Source organism: Bradyrhizobium sp. Unk1 (assembly GCF_059512345.1).
The window spans coordinates 218,707-241,565 of sequence record NZ_JCAMOP010000012.1 but is presented as its reverse complement, the minus strand read 5'-3'; the positions used below and the strand labels follow the sequence as shown (position 1 = coordinate 241,565).

23 protein-coding genes, 1 tRNA gene and 1 pseudogene are annotated in these 22,859 nt (G+C 64.0%); 12 read left to right on the top strand and 13 right to left on the bottom strand.

Features of this window, described 5'->3' with window-relative positions:
- Nucleotides 1–211, bottom strand: a 211-nt coding sequence (locus AC5ZFO_RS17915) for a hypothetical protein (RefSeq protein ID WP_496122278.1), incomplete at its 3' end; no start/stop codon positions are given.
- Here AC5ZFO_RS17915 and AC5ZFO_RS17910 point away from each other — a divergent pair.
- From AC5ZFO_RS17910 to AC5ZFO_RS17900, 3 genes are all read left to right on the top strand, one after another.
- Nucleotides 196–696, top strand: a complete 501-nt coding sequence (locus tag AC5ZFO_RS17910; protein WP_496122277.1) for a hypothetical protein — start codon at nucleotides 196–198, stop codon at nucleotides 694–696. The two genes, AC5ZFO_RS17915 and AC5ZFO_RS17910, sit on opposite strands and share 16 nt — an antisense overlap.
- A gap of 11 nt (nucleotides 697–707) precedes the next feature.
- Nucleotides 708–1,181: a hypothetical protein gene (locus tag AC5ZFO_RS17905; protein WP_282523275.1), complete on the top strand. Its 474-nt coding sequence runs from the start codon at nucleotides 708–710 to the stop codon at nucleotides 1,179–1,181.
- Nucleotides 1,182–1,424: 243 nt separating this feature from the next.
- Entirely contained in the window at nucleotides 1,425–1,820 is a 396-nt protein-coding gene (locus AC5ZFO_RS17900) for a GFA family protein (RefSeq protein ID WP_282523274.1), read from the top strand.
- Nucleotides 1,821–1,868: 48 nt separating this feature from the next.
- Here AC5ZFO_RS17900 and AC5ZFO_RS17895 read toward each other — a convergent pair whose 3' ends face one another.
- The 3 genes from AC5ZFO_RS17895 to AC5ZFO_RS17885 form a co-directional block, all read right to left on the bottom strand.
- Nucleotides 1,869–2,798, bottom strand: coding sequence for a CobW family GTP-binding protein (locus AC5ZFO_RS17895; RefSeq protein ID WP_282523273.1), 930 nt, complete (start codon nucleotides 2,796–2,798; stop codon nucleotides 1,869–1,871).
- 4 nt (nucleotides 2,799–2,802) lie between these two features.
- A complete protein-coding gene (locus tag AC5ZFO_RS17890; protein ID WP_282523272.1) occupies nucleotides 2,803–4,293 on the bottom strand; it encodes an amidohydrolase family protein in 1,491 nt (496 codons plus the stop codon).
- 501 nt (nucleotides 4,294–4,794) lie between these two features.
- Complete coding sequence (locus AC5ZFO_RS17885) at nucleotides 4,795–5,631, bottom strand: hypothetical protein (protein ID WP_282523271.1); 837 nt, start codon at nucleotides 5,629–5,631, stop codon at nucleotides 4,795–4,797.
- Nucleotides 5,632–6,242: 611 nt separating this feature from the next.
- Between AC5ZFO_RS17885 and AC5ZFO_RS17880 the strand changes: the two genes are divergently transcribed.
- From AC5ZFO_RS17880 to AC5ZFO_RS17870, 3 genes and pseudogenes are all read left to right on the top strand, one after another.
- Complete coding sequence (locus AC5ZFO_RS17880) at nucleotides 6,243–6,539, top strand: HigA family addiction module antitoxin (protein ID WP_282523270.1); 297 nt, start codon at nucleotides 6,243–6,245, stop codon at nucleotides 6,537–6,539.
- Between the two features lie 163 nt (nucleotides 6,540–6,702).
- Nucleotides 6,703–6,843, top strand: a pseudogene (locus AC5ZFO_RS17875) (SEC-C metal-binding domain-containing protein); the annotation flags it as partial.
- Nucleotides 6,779–7,234: a hypothetical protein gene (locus AC5ZFO_RS17870; RefSeq protein WP_282523369.1), complete on the top strand. Its 456-nt coding sequence runs from the start codon at nucleotides 6,779–6,781 to the stop codon at nucleotides 7,232–7,234. The pseudogene AC5ZFO_RS17875 and the gene AC5ZFO_RS17870, both read left to right, overlap by 65 nt.
- 26 nt (nucleotides 7,235–7,260) lie before the next feature.
- Here the strand turns inward: AC5ZFO_RS17870 and AC5ZFO_RS17865 are convergent.
- Nucleotides 7,261–7,335 (bottom strand) — tRNA-Glu (locus tag AC5ZFO_RS17865).
- 57 nt (nucleotides 7,336–7,392) lie between these two features.
- On the bottom strand, nucleotides 7,393–7,737 hold the full coding sequence (locus AC5ZFO_RS17860) for a hypothetical protein (RefSeq protein ID WP_282523269.1): 345 nt from the start codon (nucleotides 7,735–7,737) through the stop codon (nucleotides 7,393–7,395).
- Between AC5ZFO_RS17860 and AC5ZFO_RS17855 the strand changes: the two genes are divergently transcribed.
- From AC5ZFO_RS17855 to AC5ZFO_RS17845, 3 genes are all read left to right on the top strand, one after another.
- Nucleotides 7,736–8,743, top strand: coding sequence for an RluA family pseudouridine synthase (locus AC5ZFO_RS17855; RefSeq protein ID WP_282523268.1), 1,008 nt, complete (start codon nucleotides 7,736–7,738; stop codon nucleotides 8,741–8,743). The two genes, AC5ZFO_RS17860 and AC5ZFO_RS17855, sit on opposite strands and share 2 nt — an antisense overlap.
- 216 nt (nucleotides 8,744–8,959) lie before the next feature.
- Nucleotides 8,960–9,859, top strand: coding sequence for an RNA polymerase sigma factor RpoH (gene rpoH, locus AC5ZFO_RS17850; protein WP_282523267.1), 900 nt, complete (start codon nucleotides 8,960–8,962; stop codon nucleotides 9,857–9,859).
- Nucleotides 9,860–10,282: 423 nt separating this feature from the next.
- On the top strand, nucleotides 10,283–10,624 hold the full coding sequence (locus AC5ZFO_RS17845; protein WP_063985480.1) for a hypothetical protein: 342 nt from the start codon (nucleotides 10,283–10,285) through the stop codon (nucleotides 10,622–10,624).
- Between the two features lie 7 nt (nucleotides 10,625–10,631).
- Here the strand turns inward: AC5ZFO_RS17845 and AC5ZFO_RS17840 are convergent, their stop codons facing one another.
- From AC5ZFO_RS17840 to AC5ZFO_RS17825, 4 genes are all read right to left on the bottom strand, one after another.
- Nucleotides 10,632–11,258, bottom strand: a complete 627-nt coding sequence (locus tag AC5ZFO_RS17840) for a peptidoglycan recognition protein family protein (RefSeq protein ID WP_282523266.1) — start codon at nucleotides 11,256–11,258, stop codon at nucleotides 10,632–10,634.
- 34 nt (nucleotides 11,259–11,292) lie between these two features.
- The gene (locus tag AC5ZFO_RS17835) at nucleotides 11,293–12,504 is read right to left on the bottom strand and encodes a GGDEF domain-containing protein (protein WP_282523265.1); all 1,212 of its coding nucleotides are present in this window, start codon (nucleotides 12,502–12,504) and stop codon (nucleotides 11,293–11,295) included.
- Between the two features lie 617 nt (nucleotides 12,505–13,121).
- On the bottom strand, nucleotides 13,122–13,733 hold the full coding sequence (locus AC5ZFO_RS17830; RefSeq protein ID WP_282523264.1) for a LysE family translocator: 612 nt from the start codon (nucleotides 13,731–13,733) through the stop codon (nucleotides 13,122–13,124).
- Between the two features lie 55 nt (nucleotides 13,734–13,788).
- Nucleotides 13,789–14,163: a response regulator gene (locus AC5ZFO_RS17825; RefSeq protein WP_282523263.1), complete on the bottom strand. Its 375-nt coding sequence runs from the start codon at nucleotides 14,161–14,163 to the stop codon at nucleotides 13,789–13,791.
- A 119-nt stretch (nucleotides 14,164–14,282) separates the two neighbouring features.
- Between AC5ZFO_RS17825 and AC5ZFO_RS17820 the strand changes: the two genes are divergently transcribed.
- Nucleotides 14,283–15,113: an SDR family NAD(P)-dependent oxidoreductase gene (locus AC5ZFO_RS17820; protein WP_282523262.1), complete on the top strand. Its 831-nt coding sequence runs from the start codon at nucleotides 14,283–14,285 to the stop codon at nucleotides 15,111–15,113.
- Between the two features lie 178 nt (nucleotides 15,114–15,291).
- Here AC5ZFO_RS17820 and AC5ZFO_RS17815 read toward each other — a convergent pair whose 3' ends face one another.
- Nucleotides 15,292–16,098, bottom strand: a complete 807-nt coding sequence (locus AC5ZFO_RS17815) for a lytic murein transglycosylase (protein ID WP_282523261.1) — start codon at nucleotides 16,096–16,098, stop codon at nucleotides 15,292–15,294.
- A gap of 154 nt (nucleotides 16,099–16,252) precedes the next feature.
- On the opposite strand from AC5ZFO_RS17815, the gene AC5ZFO_RS17810 reads away from it, so the two are divergent.
- Nucleotides 16,253–17,185: an OmpA family protein gene (locus tag AC5ZFO_RS17810; protein ID WP_404979832.1), complete on the top strand. Its 933-nt coding sequence runs from the start codon at nucleotides 16,253–16,255 to the stop codon at nucleotides 17,183–17,185.
- Between the two features lie 617 nt (nucleotides 17,186–17,802).
- Nucleotides 17,803–18,039 (top strand): hypothetical protein, encoded by a 237-nt coding sequence (locus AC5ZFO_RS17805; protein WP_028159444.1) that lies wholly within the window; start codon nucleotides 17,803–17,805, stop codon nucleotides 18,037–18,039.
- Between the two features lie 109 nt (nucleotides 18,040–18,148).
- On the opposite strand, the gene rpoD is transcribed toward AC5ZFO_RS17805, so the two are convergent.
- Both rpoD and dnaG read right to left on the bottom strand, forming a co-directional pair.
- Nucleotides 18,149–20,308 (bottom strand): RNA polymerase sigma factor RpoD, encoded by a 2,160-nt coding sequence (rpoD, locus tag AC5ZFO_RS17800; RefSeq protein ID WP_282523259.1) that lies wholly within the window; start codon nucleotides 20,306–20,308, stop codon nucleotides 18,149–18,151.
- Between the two features lie 378 nt (nucleotides 20,309–20,686).
- Entirely contained in the window at nucleotides 20,687–22,705 is a 2,019-nt protein-coding gene (gene dnaG / locus AC5ZFO_RS17795; RefSeq protein ID WP_282523258.1) for a DNA primase, read from the bottom strand.
- Between the last annotated feature and the right edge of the window lie 154 nt (nucleotides 22,706–22,859).

The window sequence follows — 22,859 nt, the reverse complement described above, 5'->3', positions numbered from 1 at the left end:
AATTACGTCCAACTCCACCGCATCGCCCCAACAACGACCGGCGAGGACGCTCCATTTCGAGGTTTTTCAGCAGACTGCTAGAAAACCTCGATATCGCCGCTCCGAGCGTTGACTTGCGGTCGGCTCTGGCGGAACGATCGGCGCAGATCATCAGCGCCAGCTGTGGCGTGAGCTGCACAGAAGGCCAGAGGCTCAATGCATCAATCGACATATGGCAAGTCCCTCGACCTTCCCGCGCTGTGCGCGGCGGAGCGGCTCTTCGACTGGGGATTTCGGGCCAAGGCACGCAGTGGAAGTGCCGTTCCGACCGCGGCCGATATCCAGCAAGTGTATGACCACTTTCGCGTGAGCGACGCCGTGCCGTCCCTGGAATCCATCATCGAGATCTTTGCGTGCACGGCGCATACGGCCATCGAAGTTCATTGCCCGACCTGTCCGAAGATGTCGGACAGCGAGCAAGGAATCTTGCGGGCGATCGCCGCGGCACAGCAGGAACGCATCGACGTCGCGCGCGAGCAGTTCGAGAGCTGGTTGCCGCCGGTCGGTGCCGATTGGGCTCTCGCGCCCGTGCGGGGGCTTGCAACGATCTTCCGCATGGCTGGGCTGATCCTGCCCGACCGACACGTTCGGTCTTTCGGCCATGACCGGACGATGGCGATGAAGAGCTGCCTGGTCGGAAGTCCCACGCTGCACTGACGGGATCGTTCATGCTCCACGATACGTGCGGTTCTGCGCCAGTCGAGAAAGCCGGCCAGCCACGGCTCTGTCCGCTCCAGGCCGCGCTTGCGGCGCGTCCCTGCGTCGAGAGCTACGATGAATTTTCCCGCGTCGCGCTGTCGCTGTTCCGATTCATCGGAGCGGCCTATGCGACCGGCGCCTCCGATTGCTGGGAAGCGGCCTATCGCTTCGCCGACGAGGCGCCGGGCATCGCCGATAGTCCGCTGCTGGTGGCGCGCGCTGCTGCGCTCGTCAGGATCCTGCGCAGCGGCCGGCCGTGCGAACTGTGCTTCATGCCGCCGTCGTGCCGGCGCCTGTCGAAGGACGAGGCGGAATTGATGCGACTGCTGGCGGTCGCGCGAAGCAAGCAGCCGGGCGAACTCGAATCCGTCGTTTGCCAGTTCGTCGGCAACGAGAACGAGATGGCGACAACGCGGGCCGTCAACGCGCTTGCCTTGTGCTGATGCTTTGATGGGTTCTAGTCGCATCTCCAGCGACCTTGCGCTATCAACATCGCCATGGAGACGCTGAGCTCGATGCCCTCCATGAAACCTCCAGACGACCCCGGCGCGACCACCGCTGGGGTCGTCGTTCTTGATGGCGCTGAACGATCGGGGCGGTCCCCCCTTGAGAAATGACCGCCGGAAGGGTCTGATGGGGGGCGGGAGATGCGGCCGAGAAGCCGGCCGAGCCGGAGGGGGAGTGAGATGGCCGCATTCCAGGGAAGCTGCCTGTGCGGCGAGGTCGCGTTCGAGGTCGAGGGTCCGTTCGATCGCTTCCTCAACTGCCATTGCTCGCGCTGCCGCAAGGCGACCGGGACCGCGCATGCCTGCGAGGTGATCGTGAAGGCAGGAGCGCTGCGATGGTTGCGCGGTGAAGCATCCGTCGTGCGCTTCGACCTGCCCAACGCGCGAAGCTTTGCGACCGCGTTCTGCGAGATTTGCGGCAGCCCGATGCCACACCTCACACGCAGCGGGCGCGAGGCGATCATCCATGCCGGCGCATTCGACGAGCGGCTGGGGATGACACCGGACCGGCATGCGCATTGGACGTCGCGCGCGGAGTGGTATGTGCACGGGGATGGGCTGCAGATGGAGGATTGAGGCGTGACCCGATTTGATGGCCACGCCTGCACGCGCTACGAACCAACGCTACCCATCGGCAACGCACGCCGCCATGATTCCGTCGAGCTCGGCCTTCGAGAGCACGCCGAGCTCGGCGATGAAGACGATCCGCGATCGCGGCACGCCTTCCGCCGGTGCATCGCCAGGGGCGAGCGTCGCGCGGCCGGCGGCGAACTGAAGCACCATCTGTCGCCCGGGTTGCTCGACGGTCTCGAACAGGCCTTTTGCGCGCGCAAGCTTTGGCGCAAGGCGGCCGATCGCCTGCTGAAGGCGCGGCAGCGACAGCGGCTGATCCGAGGTCCAGCTCAGCGTCTCGAAGCGCTCTTCTGCCGGGCGTTTCGGCCCCGGCTCGCGCGGCGCGGGCGCGCGATCGACAGCCGCGGGAAACAGCAGCGCGGACGGAATCTCGCCGTGCCTGGCATCGACCACCACGGCGGGGACGCGCTGCGCGCGGATGGCTTCGCGCATGCGAGCGCCTGCGCCCTCGTCCGCCAGATCGAGCTTGCTCAGCGCCACGATGTCGGCGACGCGCAATTGCGAGCGGTGGAGCGCATCATCCGGGGCAGCCGTCGATGCCGTCGCATCCATCACGCAGAGCACGGTTTCCAGCGGCGCCTCGCGCAGGATCACGGGGTCCATCAGGTTGCGGACGATGTCGGCGGGATCGGCGACGCCGCTGGTCTCGATGACGATGTATTCCGGCTTCGGATCGCGCCGCAGCAGCGTCGAGAGCGTGCGCAAGAGATCGCCTTCGAGCGAGCAGCAGATGCAGCCATTGGCGAGGCTGACCACGCCGTCGCTCGCACCCGCGATCAGCTCCGCGTCGATGTTGATCGCGCCGAAATCGTTGACGATTGCGGCGATCCGCCGTCCCTCCGCATTCGCCAGCAGATGGTTCACGACCGTGGTCTTGCCAGCCCCCAGAAAGCCCGTCACCAGAAGAATGGGGACCGGCATGGGATCAGCCCTCGACGACGGGACGGCGCACGGGGCGGCCGGGCCGCGCCGCTACATCGAGAATGCCGCCGGTGATCAACGGCTGACCACTGACCACGAGATGCCGCACGCCCTCGGAGGGACGGTTCATCGCCGTGAAGGTCGCGCGGTCCGAGAGCTTCTCGTAGTCGAACACGACGATGTCGGCATCGGCGTCCTTTGCGAGCCGGCCCTTGGCGCGCATCGCCGGCGTGCTCTGCGACAGGATCTCTGCGGGGATCAGCGCGCATTTGCGCACGCCTTCCAGCAGCGACACGGCCTTGCGCTCGCGCACCCATTCGCGGATGAATTTCGTGAAGCAGCCGGCCGAGCGCGGATGCGAGGTGGCATCGTCCGGCAGCGGCCAGGCATCGCCGGTGTAGGTCTTGCCGTCCGACGTCGTCCACGGCATCGCATCGGACGCGATCGCGCCGTCGGGATACAGCACTGACATGTCGAGCAGATCGCGATGATGCGCATTGTTGTCGGTATCGAGGATATGCCAGAGCACCAGCGAGGACGGCTCTTCGGCCTGCGCCTTCAGCAACTCTTCGCGGTCGCGGAAGCGGTGACCGTCGGTCACACGCTGCACGGAATCGTAACCGGTACCGTTGCGCTCGACGAACTGGGGATCGCTGAAGAAGGCCGCGGCCAGCACGGTCGAGCCGGTGCCGTAGGGATAGGCTTCGACCGTGATCGGGAGGCCCTGCGCCTGTGCCTTTTCGACCAGCACGCGGCAGCGCTCGATGTCGGTCTTGCTCGACGAGTTGAAATGGCAGATGTGCATGTGCGCGCCGGTGGCGCCGGCATAGCCGATCAGGCGGATATAGGCTTCCGCCGCACTTTCGGGGTCGACGCGCGACATGTAGGCGACGTGGGTGAAGGTCGGCACGTCCTGCCGGGCCGCAAGCTGGCAGACCGCCGTCAGCTCCTGCACGCCGGCGCCCGGCGCATAGGCGTTCAGGATGCCGATGCCGATGCCGCCCTCGTTCAGGCCGCGCGAAAGACGCTCGAGGATGCCGGCGACCTCCGCATCGCTCGCCACGTTGTCCATCCAGCGGCGATCACGCATGGCATTGCCGAACGCCTCCAGCGAGCTCTCGGCATTCGAGCCGGTCATCGCGCCGATGCGTGCAAACGCCCAGTTGGTGGCGGCGCCGTAGTTCAGCACGCGCCCCTTCCGCGCCTGGCGCTCATACCAGGAGGCGACCGGCAGCACGCCGGCCTCGAGATCGAGCGTCGTCGTTACCCCGTCGAACGCCTGCATGCGGTCGGCCGGGATCGACTGGCCATGCGCGTGCAGATCGATGAAGCCCGGCGCGACCACGAGCCCGGTCGCGTCGATCACCCGCTCGGCGCCGCCGAGGCCCGTGCCGACCGCGGCGATCTTGCCGTCCATCATCGCCACATCGCCAACGGCGTCCATTCCGCTCGCGGGATCCACCACCCGGCCGCCAGAGATCACCAAGCCGCTCATGTCAAAACTCCTCCGCGCTGAATTCGCATAGAGGCAGATTCCGGGAGGAACGACCACCTCCGTCGATGCCGACGCAGCATGCTCGCACGGAAGGTCATTTGGCGGGCCAGCCACGCACATGCGCACGCGTCTCGCGGCATGATTTGCCCGAGCTATGCTTCTCGCTTCACCCTCGGAAAGAAAGGGCGCAGGGAAGACCGGGCGCCGGCTGGCACCCACAAAACCCCCATGCTGAACAGATGCACACGCCATGCACAGGGGAGACATAAGAGCAGCCGACAAGACCTTCCCTGCGCGATGGTTTGACGGCCTATGCCGCGCTCTCCCGGGAGCCGAGTTCCTTCTGGCCTCCCTCATCTCTACGAAACGCACGGACCGAGCCGGTTTTACGCGCGTGACGCTTCGCCAAGGCTTGACCGTAGCAACGACGGCCAGGACCACAAGACTTGATGTCTAGCCTCTTTTTCCCGTCGAGTTCACTTCTGCTTTCGGCACAGCTGACTAAGGCGCTGGATCCGCATTCTTTTGTGGCACGATCTGCTTTTCGCATGCCATGTACAGCAGCGAGAACAAGGTGAAACACATTCGGGAATAGGGTCCGCGAACAATAAAAAGGGTGAGGCCAATGATTATCCAAGGGATAGGCAAGATGATTGCGGCCGCCGCGGCAAGGCCGAAAATGTTCGAGACGAGTATGGCTTCTATGGTGAGTAACCACAGACCGATCGCGATTGCGCGTGCCGTCCGCCAGAGCGAATATTGATCAGCCATCAAGGTCAGCTGCGCGGATCCGGACTGGCCGATGTAGGATGTGAAGAAGCTCAATAGGCGCTCATATTCGGAGTCTATGCCAAATCCCCAAGCGACCTTCGCTGCCTCGAAGTCGCGGCGCAATTTGTCGGGATTCCAAAACTTAAATTCCTCGGGCTTCCAAAACATAAATGTGAAGATCTGCCGTGCGCTTGGGCTGGGCAGTTCACGGATTACGCGCCGGAAGGTTTCGTAGTCGGCTCCGCAATAAGCTTTGTGGGCTTCAATAAATGCGGCCATCCACTCGCTGTTACGGTCGAGGTGACGTGCGAATATCTTCATCTCCTCGCCGCGAAAAATGGACGCGGACAAGTCAAGTATCAAACCGACGACGAACACGGCGATCACCGCGAGAGCGCCGGCGAAGCCCGTGATGATAGGGGCAAGCGGACTGGTGGATGTCCACAAACCTTCAAGACCAGTGCGGATATTTGGCCAATATCCTAAAGCCCAAAGCATACCCAACTGACAAATAAGGAAGAAGCCACCAGTCAAACCGTAATCTGCGAACCGGCGATCGATCTGCATGGTCGTGGTCCTTGCGGCTCCGGGCAGCGCGGATCACACTGATTTTATCAAAAGCCTATGTCGCGCGATAGCGTACAGCTCTTGCCGGTTTTCCCACGGAGCATCTGATAGGGCTGAATAGCTGCTATTGGGCCCAAAGCGGGCGGCCCCGGCATGTCCGCTCTCGCGCCGTTGTTGGGGCTAAACAGACGTGGGCCGAAGGGTCTCGTTGCACGATGGTGATGGTGTGCGCTCGATGCTGGCAAGGTGCACGCCGAGGGTGCGTGTGCGCGAGATGCTGGCGCAAGATCGGGAATGCTCCCCGCGCAATCGGTCGTTAGGGTCCTTTGGAGAGCGTGAGGAACCGCCGGGACCGCGCGACCGGACCTATTGAGGATAGTTGGTGCGAGAAAATCAGTGGTGGCAGTTACAGGGAAGGCAACACGGTTCTCATAAATCCAGATTGCGGTGCCACTTCGCGCGGCCTGGGTCTACTGTTCAGCGTTGTATGGTGTCGCGGGTTGCGGGGTCGCCCCCTTGGCCTGGTGGGGTCGCTTCTTGACGGGTCGCCTTAGGCGGTTCGACCTCGGGCGGCGGGGGTTGGTTGGGGGCCAACTAAAAGGAGTTCGCAGATGGCAAAGAAGCTACCGCCAATTCATCCCGGCGAAATCCTGCGTGAGGAATTTCTCGTTCCGCTCAAACTGACGCCCTACGCGGTCGCGGCCGCCCTGAACGTGCCGCGCACCCAGATCGAGCGCATTGCGCGCGGGGAAAAGCCCGTCACGGCTGATACCGCGCTGCGGCTTGGAAAATTCTTCAAGACAGGCGCTGCGTTCTGGATGAACATTCAGACGCGCTTCGACCTGGAAACGGCTGAAGACGTGCTGGCACCGCAGATCAAGAAGATCGCGTCTTATAAAACGGCATAAAGAGTTTGATGCACTGTCGCAGCAACGGGCGAATGACTGCTGCGTCGCATCGCTGTCCGGAGATTACGCCGCTCATCACGCTGTCCGCATAGTCTCCTCACTCGGAAGAGAAGCTGTCAACGCGGTTCTGTCGCTGGAGCTCGCAATGGTGAAATCCTACAAAGTGGGACGAAACGATCCCTGCCCCTGCGGCAGCGGCAAGAAGTTCAAGAAGTGCTGTCTCGGCTCACAAAGCCTGAATGAGCCATTATCCGGATTGCGCCAAGCTAGTCCGCAAGCGCTGGAAGATGACCTGGCAGTATGATCCATTGGTAGAGCCTCACCCCGATCAGTGGCTTGCGCTGGACGAACAAGACCGGATCGATCTTGTGCTGGAGTATCATCGACGGGCCGGCATGGGCCTCCCCCGGGAGGAATTGCACGCTGTCGTTCACGCCATCGTCGAGAACCAGATTGCCGATGCCGAACTACCCGTGCGACGCACGGCGCTGCGGCTGATGTCCGAGGGGCTGGATCGTCACGATGCCGTTCATGCTATCGGCTCGGTGCTTGCCGAACATCTCAATGAGAGGATGCGCGAAATCAGATCGGGTGGAGACCTTGCCGATCTGACGCCAGATCGAGACCCGAATGAGAAGTATTTTGCCGAGCTGGAAGCTTTGACTGCGGAAGGGTGGCTTCGGTCCGCCCAATGAGCGCGTCAAGATGCTCTGGATCGAAATGGCGCTCCCTAGGGGAATCGAACCCCTGTTTCAGCCTTGAGAGGGCCGCGTCCTAACCGCTAGACGAAGGGAGCGTGAGGGCTAGCCAATAACCTCGAAATTTGTCCGCCGCAAGGACCCGAACGAGCCTTTTACGGCTCATTGGCAAATTTCAGCTTTCCGGCCGGCTTCAGTGTGTGGGCGTCGAAGGTGCGGATCTCGATGACGCCGCCCACGTCCAGCGTGACCACGAGGCGGTCGCCCGCGACCCCGGTCGAGACGATCTTGGCGCCCTTGGGCAGGGCGGCGATGACGTCGCCGGCCACGTCGGACGCCCTTCCCTCCGACTTGAAAAGGCGGTAGCCCACCGCGATCAGGACGGCGCAGATTGCCAGCGCCGTGGTCAACCCCGCGATCAGCATCATCCGCCGCACCCGCGCGAACAGCGCGGCCTGCTCGGGGCTCGGTTCGGGAACAGCGGTATCAGACGTCGTCATGGATAGCTCGGGCTCTGCGCAAAGGTTGGAAGTTGTCGTCGCCGGCGACGAGGGCTCGGCCCGGCTCGACCGCGTGCTGGCGGCGCACCTCACCGACCTGTCGCGATCGAGGCTGAAAGCCCTGATTTTGGCGGGCGCGGTGAGCCTCAAGGACGCCGCGATCCGCGACCCCGCTTATCACGTCACATCCGGCGATACGATCACAATCGACGTGCCGGAGGCGGCCCCACCCGAGCCCAAGGGCGAAGATATCGCCCTCGATATCGTGTTCGAGGACGACGACATCGTCGTCCTGAACAAGCCGAAGGGCCTCGTCGTGCACCCTGCGGCCGGCCACGAGACCGGCACGCTGGTCAATGCGCTGATCGCCCATTGCGGCGGCTCGCTCTCCGGCATCGGCGGGGTGCGCCGGCCCGGCATCGTGCACCGGCTCGACAAGGACACGACCGGACTGATGGTGGTCGCCAAGAACGACCTCGCCCATGCCTCGCTCACCGCGCAATTCGCCGACCACGGCCGAACGGGTGCGATGCGCCGCGGCTACATGGCCTTCGCCTGGGGGCTGCCGGGACGCCATCGCGGCACCGTCGATGCGCCGATCGACCGCCACCCATATGCGCGCGAGAAGATGGCGGTGCGCCAGGGCGGCCGCGAGGCGGTGACGCATTGGGAGCTTCTGGAGAGTTTTGCGGGGCGTGACGGCAAGCCGATCGCCTCCCTGCTCGCCTGCGAGCTCGAGACCGGACGCACCCACCAGATTCGCGTCCACCTCGCCCATATCGGCCACCCCCTGATGGGCGACGCCGTCTATGGCCCGCACTTCAAGACCAAGGCGAGCCACCTCGGCCCCGAGTCGCAGGCGACTCTCGCCACGCTTGGGCGGCAGGCCCTGCATGCCTATTTGCTGGTATTGGAGCACCCGCGAACCGGAGAATTACTCCACTGGGAAGCGCCGCTGCCGAAGGATTTGCTTCTCCTTCAGGGCGTCCTGAAAGCGGCGCTATGACGCAGGCCGCTTTGGAAAAGCGTTACATTACAAAAAGTTATAGCTGCCACACGGGGACGTGACGTCAGCAATCCTTCCCTTTTTGACCCCCCATGGGGTATATTGCGCTTGCGTTGGAAATGACCAACGGAACATCGCAGCTACGGCCGGCTTTAACACAGCGGTCGTCTGCCTGGCCCGCCGCTATCGGGGGCCTGAACCTTGGAGGGCTTCATCATGGCCCGTACCGCTGCTTTGCCGGTCCTCAATGGAGAATCCGGCCTTTCTCGCTACCTCGCCGAGATCCGCAAGTTCCCGATGCTGGAACCCCAGCAGGAATACATGCTCGCCAAGCGTTGGCGTGAGCATGACGATCGCGACGCGGCGCACCAACTCGTCACCAGCCATCTCCGCCTCGTGGCCAAGATCGCCATGGGCTATCGCGGCTACGGCCTGCCGATCTCCGAGGTCGTCTCGGAAGGCAATGTCGGCCTCATGCAGGCGGTGAAGCGTTTCGAACCCGAAAAGGGGTTCCGTCTCGCCACCTACGCGATGTGGTGGATCAAGGCGTCGATTCAAGAGTACATCCTGCGTTCCTGGTCGCTCGTGAAGATGGGCACCACCGCGAACCAGAAGAAGCTGTTCTTCAACCTGCGCAAGGCGAAGAGCAAGATCAACGCGCTGGACGAGGGCGATCTCCGCCCCGACCAGGTGAAGATCATTGCCAAGCGCCTCGGCGTCACCGATCAGGACGTGATCGACATGAACCGCCGCCTCGGTGGCGACGCGTCGCTCAACGCTCCGATCCGCGATGACGGCGAAGCCGGCGAGTGGCAGGACTGGCTGGTCGACAACACGCCCAACCAGGAAGCCCTGCTGGCGGAGCACGAGGAGTATGACGAACGCCGTGACGCGCTGAACGGCGCCATGGGCGTGCTCAACCCGCGCGAACGCCGCATCTTCGAGGCTCGCCGCCTCGCCGATGAGCCGATGACGCTGGAAGACCTTGCTGCCGAGTTCGGCGTGTCGCGCGAGCGCGTCCGCCAGATCGAAGTCCGCGCCTTTGAAAAGGTGCAGGCCGCGGTCAAGGGCACGATCGCACGGGCGGAACAGGCCGCGCTGGAAGCCGCGCATTAAGCGGGCTTTTCTCGCGGTAAGATATTGGCGGATCGACAAGAGACAGAAAGCCGGCGGCAACGCCGGCTTTTTTGTTTGTGGCGATGCTCTGTTTGAGAGGGACGCCATGCTTCGTCCAAGTGATGCGACGTGCGGCCCCCACGCTCGGTGTCATGCTCCGGCTCGACCGGAGCATCCAGTACGCCGCAGCGTCAATCGCGAGAGCGAGATCTCCAACGAAGGCTTCTGGAATACTGGATCGCCCGATTAAACCGGGCGATGACAGCTGTGGCTGGAGTCGGCGGAGAAGCCTGCCGTGTGCGAGACGGCCATCACATTCCCTCTCTTCGGCCGAAGGAGAACCGGGCTTGCCTTGAACCCGCGCGTCCGGTCGACCGACCCAGAATGATCGGGCCGGCGGCCTCAACCGAACGGACACCAACCGTGTCGATCATCCTGCAATCCACCGTCGGCGGCTTCTCCGCCCAGTTCATGCGCAAGCTGCCGCTGGTCGAGCAGGCGATGCGCGAGCACGGGCTCGATCCCGCGGAGTTCGTCATCTCCAAGGACTATGCCTCGACCGCGACGATCCCGCTCATGGGCCCGTTCTTCTATAATTACAGCGTGTTCTTCGGCGACGAACAATTCACCGTCACCGAGCCGAACGACATGGTGTTCCTGGATTACTTCTTCAAACGCGTGCTGGCGTCGGACGGCCCGCCGGAATTGCCACGGCGGCCGGGATTGATGCGACGGCTGTTCGGATGGATGGCGCAGCCGGTTTAGCTGCTCGTCACTCCCCCCACGTTCGCGCCAGCGTCGCGAGCCAGCAGCCTTCGCAATAGCGGGCGTCCTTGTAGTCGATCCAATTGTGCGCATAGACGTGGTCCAACGGGATGCCGTAGCGCGCGCGCAGCACCTTCACGAGGATCTTCCAGGCCGCGACCTGCGCCTCGGTCGGGCCCGCGGTGACATCCGGATAGTTGCCGGCGAACTCGACGCCGATCGAGTTGTCGCGCACCACCTGGCGATAGGTCGATCGGTTGTCGATATACTTGTTGTCGTTGCGGTTGGCGCCGTCGCCATGGGTCGGCACCATGTTCTCGGCGACCGCCCAATAGACCGTGCCGTCGGTCTCGACCCACACGGTGACGCCGCGGCGCGTCGGGTTCTTCGACTGCTCCGCCGCGCCGCCGCGCGCCGAGCCTGTCGGCCCCTCGGTCTGGTGCACGATGATGTTGCGCCAGGGATGTGCGTCGCGGACATCGCCCCATGGCGCGAGCCAGACCATTTTCAGGCCGGGAATGTCAGGCGTGCCGGAGCCGCGCGCGATCTTCGCGAGCTCGGCGTCCGTTGCGGCGGCTGGGGTGAGCAGAAGAATAGCGGCGAGAAAAGCCGCGAGCAGGCGGAGGATCATCATGCGGGTCCGAGGCGGGCCCAGATCCTAGCAGGCTTTATGCGAATTTGCGCGTGGCCTCGTCGAGCCCGGGCCGCTCAGGCGAGAGCGGCGGAGCCGGATCGTAGACGGCAAAGTCGTTCTTGCCGTTTTTCTTGGCGTCATAGAGGGCGTGGTCGGCATGGGCGATGAGTCGGTCCGGAAACTGGCCGATGCCGCGGTCCCATTCGGCAACGCCGATGGAGATCGCGATCGGGATGTCCCTGGTTGTACAGGCCGCGGCGTCCTGGCGGCAGACCTCGAGCACGCGGCGGGCGATCGCGGCAGCCTCGCGAAGGGTCGAGGACGGCAGCACGACGCAGAACTCGTCGCCGCCGGTGCGGGCCAGCATGTCGCCCGGCCGCAGCCGCGTTTGCGCCATCAGGGTGAAGTGCCGCAGGCAGGCATCGCCCGCGGCATGACCATGGGTGTCGTTGATGGCCTTGAAGCCGTCGAGATCGATCACCAGCAGCGAGAACGGCTCGCCGCTGCGCTCCGAACGGGCGCATTCCTCGGACAGGCGCTGCAACAAATGCCGCCGGTTGGCGACGCCGGTGAGATCGTCGAGCAGTGCGAGGTCGGCGACCTCGTTGCGCAGGCGATCCATCGCCATCAGCAGGAAGCCGAAATTGAGCGTCATCGACAGGAACAGGAGGCCCAGCACCATGACGCCATGAGCCTGACCGCCGGCGCGCGCCGAGAAATCGTGGCCGAGCAGATTGCCCAGCGTGCGAACCGCAAAGATCCCGACGATGGTGAGGATGACGATGCCGGACAGCCGCGCACCCGGGCTGACGCGGCCTTCCGGCGGCGCCAGGAGCAGACGCAGCGCCAGCACCAGCGGCAAGGCCTGGCCGAGCGTGTAGCTGAGCATGCGGAGCTGCATGTGCTCGAAGCCGACCATGAAGAACACGACGCCAGCGAGGCTTAGCACCCCCGTTGCGGTCATGACGCGCCATGAGACCGGCCGGTCATAGAAACGCTGAATGCCCATGGCGGCGAGGCAGCTCGCCGCGATGATACCGGCAGCGCCGACAAGCAGCGGCAGGGGAGAGGCGACGAACAGGCGGACCAGGGCCGTCATCGCGCCGGTGGCGCCGATGAACGACGATGCCATCCAGAACCGCGCGGCCGCAAATTTCGGATAGGAGCGCGTCACGTAGGCCCAGATCAGGCCAAGCGCCAGGAAGTTGACGACGAAGACCGTCCAGAGTGTCGGTACGTTCAGCATGGCGCGTGCGGCACGCGCAGCGTCGCACCCCCTGTCTCTGGCTGCCGTTCGTCCATGACCCTTTCCCCGCGTTCTTGCGGAGAAGAATGCGCGGATTGCACTTAACGGAACCTCACTGCGATCTGCGAAAGCTCGCCCTTGGTTTTGGATTCATGAACAGCGCGCCGCGATTATCGGATCGTTAGGCATGTCGCGACCTCGCCGCGCGGTCGCGCCGAAGCGCATCGCGATGCGGATTCGCGGGCAGAAATCACCCGAAAATGCATCTGAGCTGTGGATAACGTAATGACACAGATGTGACAGCACGGGGCAGAGACCTGCGAATCTGCTGAGTTTGTGGTCGAGGATGTTGCGAGGCTGGCCCTCCGCCGAGCATCCCTCGTGTCGCGTTTAACCATGAACCCTTGAGAGGATACTATGGCTAAGAAAGCGAAGAAGGCGAAGAAGGCGACGAAGAAAAAGGCCAAGAAGGCCGCGAAGAAGAAGTAGCCAGCATGTTCTTTGCCCGGGTGGAGCCTCGCTCCGCCCGGGTGTCGAGTAAGGTTGAGAGATTGAAGATGGCGGGCACAAGGCCCGCTTTTTTATTAATCCACGCTCAGCTGCCGCGACGGAGAAGCCTACCGCTCCGCAAACGCCAGCTTGGCACCAAGCGCGGCAAAGCCGGCGGCAAAGCTGCGGCGCAGCCAGGCCATGACATGCGGGCGGGAGATGACACGCTCGCGCACCGACGCCGCGCAGAGGCCGTAGAGGACGAACACCGCAAAGGTCATCGCCATGAAGGCGCCGCTCAATTCCAGCATCCGCGCCAGCACATGGGCTTCATCCACCGCGATGAACTGCGGCAGAAAGGCCAGGAAGAAGATCGACAGTTTCGGATTGAGGATGTTGATCAGGAAGCCGGTGACGATGACGCGGCGGCTCGACCGCTCCTTGATATCAGCCTCGACCGCCAGCGCTCCGGTCTCACGCAGCGCCTGCCAGGACATGTAGAGCAGATAGGCGACGCCGCCCCATTTCAGCGCGGCAAAGGCGAGCGCGCTGGTGTGCAGCACCGCGGCAAGCCCGAGCATCGCAGCTATCATGTGCGGCACGATCCCCAGCGTGCAGCCGAAGGCGGCAGCGATGCTCGCGCGCGAGCCGCGGGTCAGCGCCGCAGCCAGGGTGTAAAGCACACCGGTGCCGGGCGAGGCGACGACGATGAGCGAGGTGAGCAGGAAGGACAAGGTCATCGGCAGACTCTATCACCGCGCCTCACGGCAAGAAAGCGAGCCCCCGGATCAACCGTCAGGACAGCTGCGCGAGCTCGGCCTCGCGGAGCACGTCGAGCGGAGCCCACGGCTTGGCCCAGAATTTCGCGCCGTCGGGCAAGGGCTGCGCCAAGGGGCGGCCGGAGGTGACGACGATGTCGAGCTTTGGATTGCGGTCCTTGGCGACGTGCGCGAGCTCGACCCCGTTCATGCGCCCCGCAAGCTGAACGTCCGTCAGCATCAGACAGAGCGCGCCGGCGCTATTGTCGAGCACCCGCTGGGCCGCCTCGGCGCTGTCGCACTGGATGACCAGGTAGCCGCTTTCTTCCAGCAGCAGGCTCAGCATCTCCCGCTGCATGGGGTCGTCTTCAACGATCAGCGCCGTTGCACGAAATGGTTCTGCCTGTCCCATGGGCCGCTCCAATGCTTGCTTGCGTAACCTATGTTAAGGAGCCAGTTCGCCGGTGGTTCAGTTCCATCATGAAAAATGTACATCATAGTTCCACACGACCGGCCTGACGGGGGGACATCATGACTGCCATTCGCGGCGCCGCCGCCATCACGGGAGCGGCGAGCGGCATCGGCCGCGCGCTGGCGATCGAGCTCGGCAACCGCGGTTGCGATCTCGCGCTCGCCGATCGCGACGAGGCCGGGTTGAAGACGCTCGCCGCCGAGATCGGTGCCGCACGCAAGGTCAGCGTGCATCGCGTCGACGTCAGCGAGCCCGGCGACATCGCAGAGTTCGCGCGTGATGCGATCGCTGCGCATCACGCGCTCGGCATCGTCATCAACAATGCCGGCGTGGCCCTGATGGGATCGTTCGAGGAGATCGACCAGACGCAGATGGAGTGGCTGTTCGACATCAATTTCTGGGGCGTGGTGCACGGCACGCGCGCCTTCCTGCCGCACCTGAAGACGCTGGCAGAGGCGCACATCGTCAACGTCTCCTCGATTTTCGGCATCATCGCGCCGCCGGGACAGTCGGCCTATGCCGCCGCCAAGTTCGCGGTGCGCGGCTTTTCCGAGAGCGTGCGGCACGAGCTTGCGGTCGCGGGCAGCCCCGTCAGACTGTCGGTGGTGCATCCCGGCGGCGTCGCCACCTCCATCGCGCGCAATTCGCGCACCGGGGTCGGCGTCACCGACAATGCGCGCCGCGCGCAATCGATCGAGCGGTTCGAGAACGCGGCAAAGACCACGCCGAAAGACGCCGCGCTGCGCATCATCAGGGGCATCGAGAACAACCAGCCCCGCATCCTGATCGGCAACGACGCCCGCTTCATGGACCTGTTGCAGCGCTTCCGCCCCGGAACGTATTGGGCGCCATTGCAAAGGAAGCTGGAGAAGATGGCGAAGGGGACATGAGAGTTGTTTGCTCCCACCCTCCCCTGGAGGGGGAGGGTCGATCGCGCGAAGCGCGAGCGGGGTGGGGTGATCTCTCCACACAGACACTGTTCGAGGCGGAGAGACTGTCACCCCACCCCGTCTCACATTTCGCTGCGCTCAATGCGAGCCGACCCTCCCCCTCCAGGGGAGGGTGAAGTCACTGCCCCGCCAGCCGGTCCGCAAAATAGCCGATCGTCTTGCGGTAGATCACCGCCCTGTTCCACTCCCGCATCGCCTCGAAATTGGCGGTGCCCTCGCCGTAGGGCTGGCCCATCTTGAAGCCGCTGGTGTGAAGCAGGTTCGCGGTCGAGGCGAGCACGTCGGGCACGCTGTGGCGCAGGTCGACGTGGCCGTCGCCGTCGAAATCGACGCCGTATTTGATGTAGGACGACGGCAGGAACTGGGTCTGGCCGATCTCACCGGCATAGGCGCCGATCAGGTCGCCCAGCGGCAGGTCGCCGCGCTGCACGATCTTGAGCGCGGCGAGCAGCTCGCCCTGGAACAGCTCGGTGCGGCGGCAATCATGCGCGAGCGTGGCGAGCGTCCGGATCACCGGCAGCTTGCCGATGTCGCCTTTGCCGAAATCGCTCTCGAGCCCCCAGATCGCGACCAGGATATAGCGGGGCACGCCGAACTGCTGCTCGATCCGTGAGAGCAGCGCCGCGTGGCGCTGAAGCAGTGCCCTGCCGCCATTGATGCGGCCGGGGCCGACGCGGGTCGAGACATACTGCTCAAAGCTCTTGTTGAAGGTGTAGCGCTGGCGCCGGTCGAAGGCGAGCACCGCGCCGTCCTGGGCGATGCCACTGAATGCCGCGCTGGTCACACTCGCCGAGACGCCGGCTCCTTGCGCCTCCGAGCTCATGCTGGCGACGAAGCTGTTGAAGTCGCCGCCGCAGCGCGCGGCCTGCGCCGATCCGCCGGCCAGACAGAGGATGAAGGTGGTGGCCAAAGCGAGTCTCGACATGCAGGAAAATCCTTTGAAGAATGAACGCGGAAGCGCGCGATCATGCCCGGGAACCGGATTCGCGTCAAAGCGGCAGATCCTCGCCAGAACCGATCGTATCTTGGGCGCGACAAATGAATTGCGCTCGCCCCGTCCCCAACCGATCGAGATGACCATGCCCATTCCGCACCGGATGCTCGCTGTCCTCGCCCTGCTCTCCTTCACCGCCACCGTCGCCGCCGCGCAGACCCGCGATGTCGCAGGCAGCCGCGACTATCCCGGCATCGGCCGTTTCACCGGCAGCGTCATCACCGGCTACGTGATGAAGGATTTTGACGCCGCCCGGATGCAGGCGGCCGCCTTCAGGGACGGCCAGCCTGCCGATGCGCGGCGGCTCGAAGGCCGCATCTTCCGCATCGCCTATCGCACCAATCCCGGCTCCTCGATCCTGGAAGTGTCGCGCAATTTCGAGACGCAGCTTGCGAAAGCCGGCTTCGAGACCTTGCTTTCCTGCGACACCGACGCCTGCGGTGCCATTCCCTTCACCGAGGCGATCGACACGCTGCCGGTGCCGCAGATGTGGGTCGACGGCTTCAACTACCGCTATTTTTCCGGCCGCAAGACCGAAGGCGGGCGCGAGACTTGGGCCAGCGTCATCGTCAGCCAGAACAACCAGGACATCACCGCGCAGGTCACGGTTGCCGAGCTCGGCGCCATCGCGAACAAGATGGTCGATGCCGCCGCGATGGCGAAGGGCTTGGGCGAGACCGGCCACATCGCGCTTTACGGAATCTATTTCGATACCGACAAGGCGGTGCTGAAGCCGGAGAGCCGCCCGACGCTGGAGCAGATCGCAAAGCTGCTGACGAGCCAGCCGCAGCTGAATGTCTTCATCGTCGGCCACACCGATAGCCAGGGCGCGTACGAATACAATCTCGATCTCTCGAAGCGCCGCGCCGAAGCGGTCGCAGCCGAGCTCGTGAAGAGCTTTCGGATTGCGCAACCGAGGCTACGCACCGCCGGCGTCGGATTGCTGGCTCCAGTCGGTTCGAATGCCACGGACGCCGGCCGCGCGCTCAACCGGCGCGTGGAGCTGGTGGCACCGTGACGGCCTCACTCATCTTCCCACCTGCGCTCTGAGTATCTCTTGAATGGCGTTGTTGTGGAGAAGTGGCTCGCCATACGGGAACTCGGCACGCGCACGCGGTGAGGTGTACACCCGCGGACATGGAACTCGTTCGCACAATGGAACACAACCTGTGCACGCGGACGGAAGACGTGCAGACGAACGCGTTTTCTTACAAGGCGTGGACCTCTAGTTGCGTTGCGAGAGCGGGAAATATGAACAAAGTGATTTGGCCTTCCAAACAATTGCTTTGATACGCATCGAAACCAGATGTCGCGACCAACGCATATCTGATGCGTTCGCTGCGACATCACAGCGTCAACGATTTGCCTTGCCACGCCATAGCGCAAGTTATAATCTTCTATTCTAAGTTGTCGCCCCGCCAGCCCCGGGCGACGCTGAAGACCAAAAATAAACGGCGGGCTTTACGGCCCGCCGTTTATTGAGCGAAGGGTCGCAGCAGGCGCCTGGCGCCGCTCCTCGATGTGCTCTAGCAATCAAGACAGCCCCCCCAGCTGGTTAGCGCCCCGGCTCGATGCTGGTGTCGACAAACCGCCGAAGTCATTTGACTGCGGGCCCCTGATCGACGACAAGCCGCCATGGCCAAAAAACCTGGAACCAATCCCAAAGGCGAATTCGCCTTCTTCAACGTCTTCTATGAAGACGATTCCCAACGCTCCAACCGCCGCGTTCCTAGCGAATTGCTCGGCGGCCTCGACGGCGACGAACCCGCGCGCGGCTTCATCATGGAGCAGGACCGCGAGATCGCCGAAAAGTCCGGCCGCCCGGCGCTCGAGATCAAGCGGATCGAGCGGGTCGGGGCGAAGAAGAAGTAGGCGCTGGCCGCGAAGCGCGGACGTCAGCACAAACAAAAACGGCGGGCCTTGGGCCCGCCGTTTTCGTTTGGATGAATGCCCGGGTCAGGCCCTGGCATGACGATCCGAATTAGTTGTCCAGGAAGCTCCGCAGCTTCCGGCTCCGCGACGGATGCTTCAATTTCCGCAGCGCCTTCGCTTCGATCTGACGAATACGTTCGCGGGTCACCGAGAACTGCTGGCCGACTTCTTCCAGCGTGTGGTCGGTGTTCATGCCGATGCCGAAGCGCATGCGCAGCACGCGCTCTTCGCGCGGGGTGAGCGAGGCGAGCACGCGCGTGGTGGTCTCGCGCAGGTTCGACTGGATCGCGGCGTCGATGGGGAGGATCGCGTTCTTGTCCTCGATGAAATCGCCGAGATGTGAATCCTCTTCGTCACCGACCGGCGTCTCCAGCGACAGCGGCTCCTTGGCGATCTTGAGGACCTTGCGGACCTTCTCCAGGGGCATGCCGAGCTTCTCGGCGAGCTCTTCCGGGGTCGGCTCGCGGCCGATCTCGTTGAGCATCTGGCGCGAGGTGCGCACGATCTTGTTGATCGTCTCGATCATGTGCACGGGGATGCGGATGGTGCGCGCCTGGTCGGCGATCGAGCGGGTGATCGCCTGCCGGATCCACCACGTGGCGTAGGTCGAGAACTTGTAGCCGCGGCGGTATTCGAACTTATCAACGGCCTTCATCAGGCCGATGTTGCCTTCCTGGATCAGGTCGAGGAACTGCAGACCGCGGTTGGTGTACTTCTTGGCGATCGAGATCACGAGACGGAGGTTGGCTTCCACCATCTCCTTCTTGGCCTGGCGTGCCTCGCGCTCGCCCTTCTGCACCGAGTGCACGATCTTGCGGAACTCGACGATCTCGAGGCCGGTGAGCGCGGCGAGCTGGTGCACCTCGTGACGGAGGTCCTTGATGCGGTCCTTCTCGATATGGACGAAGTTCTTCCAGCCCTTGGCCGAGAGCTTCGAGACGCGGTTGAGCCAGCGCGGATCGAGCTCCGAGCCGGTGTAGTTGCGCAGGAAGTCCTCACGCGCGACGCCATGGCTGTCGGCAAGGCGCATCAGGCGGCCCTCGTGCGACACGAGGCGCTTGTTGATGTCGTAGAGCTGCTCGACCAGTGAGTCGATACGCGCCTGATTCAGGCGCAGCGACTTCACCTCGACGATGATCTCGTCCTTCAGCTTGCGATATTTGCGTTCCTGGTGCGGCGAGAGCGAGGGCCCGTGCGAGGTGCTCTCGAGCTGGTTCTGGATGTCCTGCTCCTGAAGCTTGCGCAGCTTCTTGTAGCTGTCCGCGATCTTGTCGAAGATCTCGACGACCTTCGGCTTGAGCTCGGCCTCGATGGCCGCGAGCGACATCTGGTTCTCGAACTCGTCGTCCTCGTCCATGTCGGCTTCGGCGGCGGCTTCGCCCGGATCCTTCTCGCCTTCGCCGGCACTGCCGGGCGCAGGCGTGGCGCGGAACGGGGTCGGCGACGGCGGCGCGGCGGGCGGCGCAACATGCGCCGGCGCAGCTCCGTTCACGGCTGCGGCCTCGCCGCCTTCGGCGGACGCTTCGCCGTTCTCGCCGGTCGGACCGCCGATCATCGCATTGTTCATGCCGCCCTTGGCGTCGGGCCCGGCATAGGTCGCTTCGAGATCGATGATGTCGCGAAGGAAGATCTTGCCTTCGTTGAGCTCGTCGCGCCAGATGATGATGGCCTGGAAGGTCAGCGGGCTTTCGCAGAGGCCCGCGATCATCGCCTCGCGGCCGGCCTCGATGCGCTTCGCAATCGCGATTTCGCCTTCGCGGGACAGAAGCTCGACCGTGCCCATCTCGCGCAGATACATGCGCACGGGATCGTCGGTGCGCTCGCCCGGCTCGCTCTTCTTGACCTCGGTGACGGCCTTCTGCGTGACCTCGACGAGCTCGTTGTCGGTCTCGTCCTCGCCGCCCTCGTCCTTGTCCTCCTCGCCGTCGCTATCGTCGGCTTCGGTGACGTTGATGCCCATGTCCGAGAGCATGGACATGATGTCCTCGATCTGCTCCGGAGAGGTCTGGTCGGACGGCAAAACTTCGTTGAGCTGATCGAAGGTCACGAAGCCGCGCTTCTTGGCCTGCTTGATCATCTTCTTCACGGCCGCGTCGGACAGATCGAGCAACGGCGACGGCGCGTCCTGGGAGTCCTTCTCCGGCGCGTCCGCTGCCTTGTCGTCTTTCTCTTTGTCCTTCGCCTGCAGCGTCTTTGCCTTGGTGGCCATCCATTGCTCCTAAACGCGCTTCATGCAGAAGGCCGAACGGCCCGCCCGCCTGAATTCACTTGAACCTGTTGTTCGACGCTCTCGCTTCGTCAGATCGCGACACGGAAAGGGCGGCGCGCCTATCTCTCGCCACCCCGACCTTTCTCTCGCCGGATTTGCCTAACGCTTCGTGAGCCCCTTTGTCGCAGCGGATGCAGGTGTAGTGCCAACAGCGATTGCGCGGATTCATTCCTGACGCGTCTGTTCTGCCTGCGGCCGCCTGGTGGCCAAAGTGCTACAAGACCGTTAAGCCTCGATTAACCCTGTTTTTGCCGCCAAACCTTGGATTTGGCGAGTCTTTTAGCGGTTCCGGTCCCGGCCGTCCGCATGATTCTTTCATCACACGCTCTTCTGGAACCGGCCCGACAGCTCGCCAAAACCCTCGATCAGGGCCTCGGTACCGTCGACTTCTCCTATCCGAGCCTTGACGTCACGCAGCCACGCCAAATTGGCCTCGCTGGGGTCCTCCCCCAAGGCCAGCTCGGCGTCCTTCAGCTCTCTAAGTAGTGAATGGTATTGCCGATGCAAGGCAACGAGCTGATGCCAGGTGGAGAGAACGTCGTCCCGGGCCGCGCCCTCGCGGGCACCCCACACCGCTGCAGTCGTGATACCGTTCTCAACCCTTTGAAGAAGCTGTGAGAATCCACCCTTCTCGATATCGGCTCGCATCTTCTCGGCCAGCTCGCCGGGGTCCGGCGAGTGGTGGTGGTCGTTGGCGAAGGCGGCGATGATACCGGCCCGGAGCTTATGGGCCTCGGGATGGGCCAGCTCCAGGGCGGCGACCTCCTCAAGGTGGTCATGCAGCAGCCAAGGGTGGTTGATCAGGATTTGCAGGATCAGGGCTTCGCGCCGGGATATGGCGCTGCGCTGGCCCTTCATGATCGGGCTGGCTGCCAGCTGGGGGCTCGCCGCCTGATAGGGGCCGGAGGGGATAAAGGCAGGCCCCGGGGCTCCACGCCGCCCTTGGCTACCGAATCCCTGGCCCCCGAATCGATTCGCCTGCCCCCCGTTGCGGGGCTGGAAGGAGCGGCCGGAATTGCCTTGGAAATTGCCCCGGCCGGCAAAGCCGCCGCGTCCGCCCTCGGGCGCGAAGGTGCGTCGAAGCCGTTCGGCAAAATCGTCGCGATAATAGCGCCGCACCACCTCGTCGCGGATGCCGTTGGACAGCTCCTTGACGCGCGCTTCCAGCGCGGCACGGCGTTCGGGCGTGGCAAAGTTGCCGCCTTCGAGTTCGCGCGACCAGATCATCTCGGCGAGCGGCTTCGCCGCCGCGATGACATCGTCGATCGCGCCGCGGCCGCCCGAGCGGACGAGATCGTCGGGGTCCTGCCCTTCCGGCAGCAGCGCAAAGCGCAGGCTCTTGCCCGGCGCAAGAAATGGCAAGGCGAGGTCGGCCGCGCGATAGGCGGCCTTCTGTCCGGCGCGATCGCCGTCGAAGCAAAGGATCGGCTCGTCCGCCATCTTCCAGAGCAGCGCGAGCTGGTTTTCGGTCAGCGCGGTGCCGAGCGGCGCCACGGCACCTGCAAAGCCTGCCGTCACCATGGCGATGACGTCGACATAGCCTTCGACCACGATCAGCGCGCTGCCAGCGTGGGTGGCTTTGCGCGCAGTCTGGTGATTGTAGAGATTGTCGCCCTTGTGGAAGAGCGGCGTCTCCGGCGAGTTCAGGTATTTTGCCGGAACGTCCTTTTCCAGCGCACGCCCGCCGAAGGCGATGACGCGGCCACGCAGATCCGTGATCGGAAACATCACGCGATCGCGGAAGCGATCGTAGGGCACGGGAATGTCGTTGCCGGCAACGAGCAGCCCCGTCTCGATCATGTCCTCGACGGAAACGCCGAGCTTGCCGAGATGCTCCTTCAGCGCGAAGCGCTCGGGTGGCGGCGGCGCATAGCCGAGGCGGAACTGCACTTGCGTCGCCGGCGAGATCGCGCGATCGGCGAGATAGCCGCGCGCCTTGGCGCCGACGCGCGAGGCCAGCGTCTCGGCGAAGAATTTCGCCGCGAGCTCCATGACATCATGCAGCGTGCGGCGCCGCTGCTCGTGCCGCGCCGCATCCGGCGTCACCGCCGGCAGCGGCAGGCCCGCCATGCCGGCGAGCCGCTCCACGGCCTCCGCGAACGGCAGGCCGTCGGTCTCCATCACGAAGGTGATGATGTCGCCGTGCTTGCCGGAGGAGAAGTCGTGGTAAAATCCCTTCTGGTCGTTGACGTAGAAGGACGGCGTCTTCTCCTGCTGGAACGGCGACAGCCCCTTCCATTCCCGCCCGGCCTTCTTCAGCTTCACGCGCTTGCCCACGACTTCGGAGACCGAAAGCCGGGCACGAAGCTCGTCGAGGAACTGGGGCGTGAAGCGCATGGCGTGTATGTAACGCGAATCCGGGTGAGTCGGGCGAAGGATCAGGGATATAGGTGCGGCCCGGCCAAAAGTCAGGTTTGTCAGGATTATACGCGCTGTTCACAGCCCTTCCGTCATTCCGGGGCGCGCGGAGCGCGAGCCCCGACCGACAGAA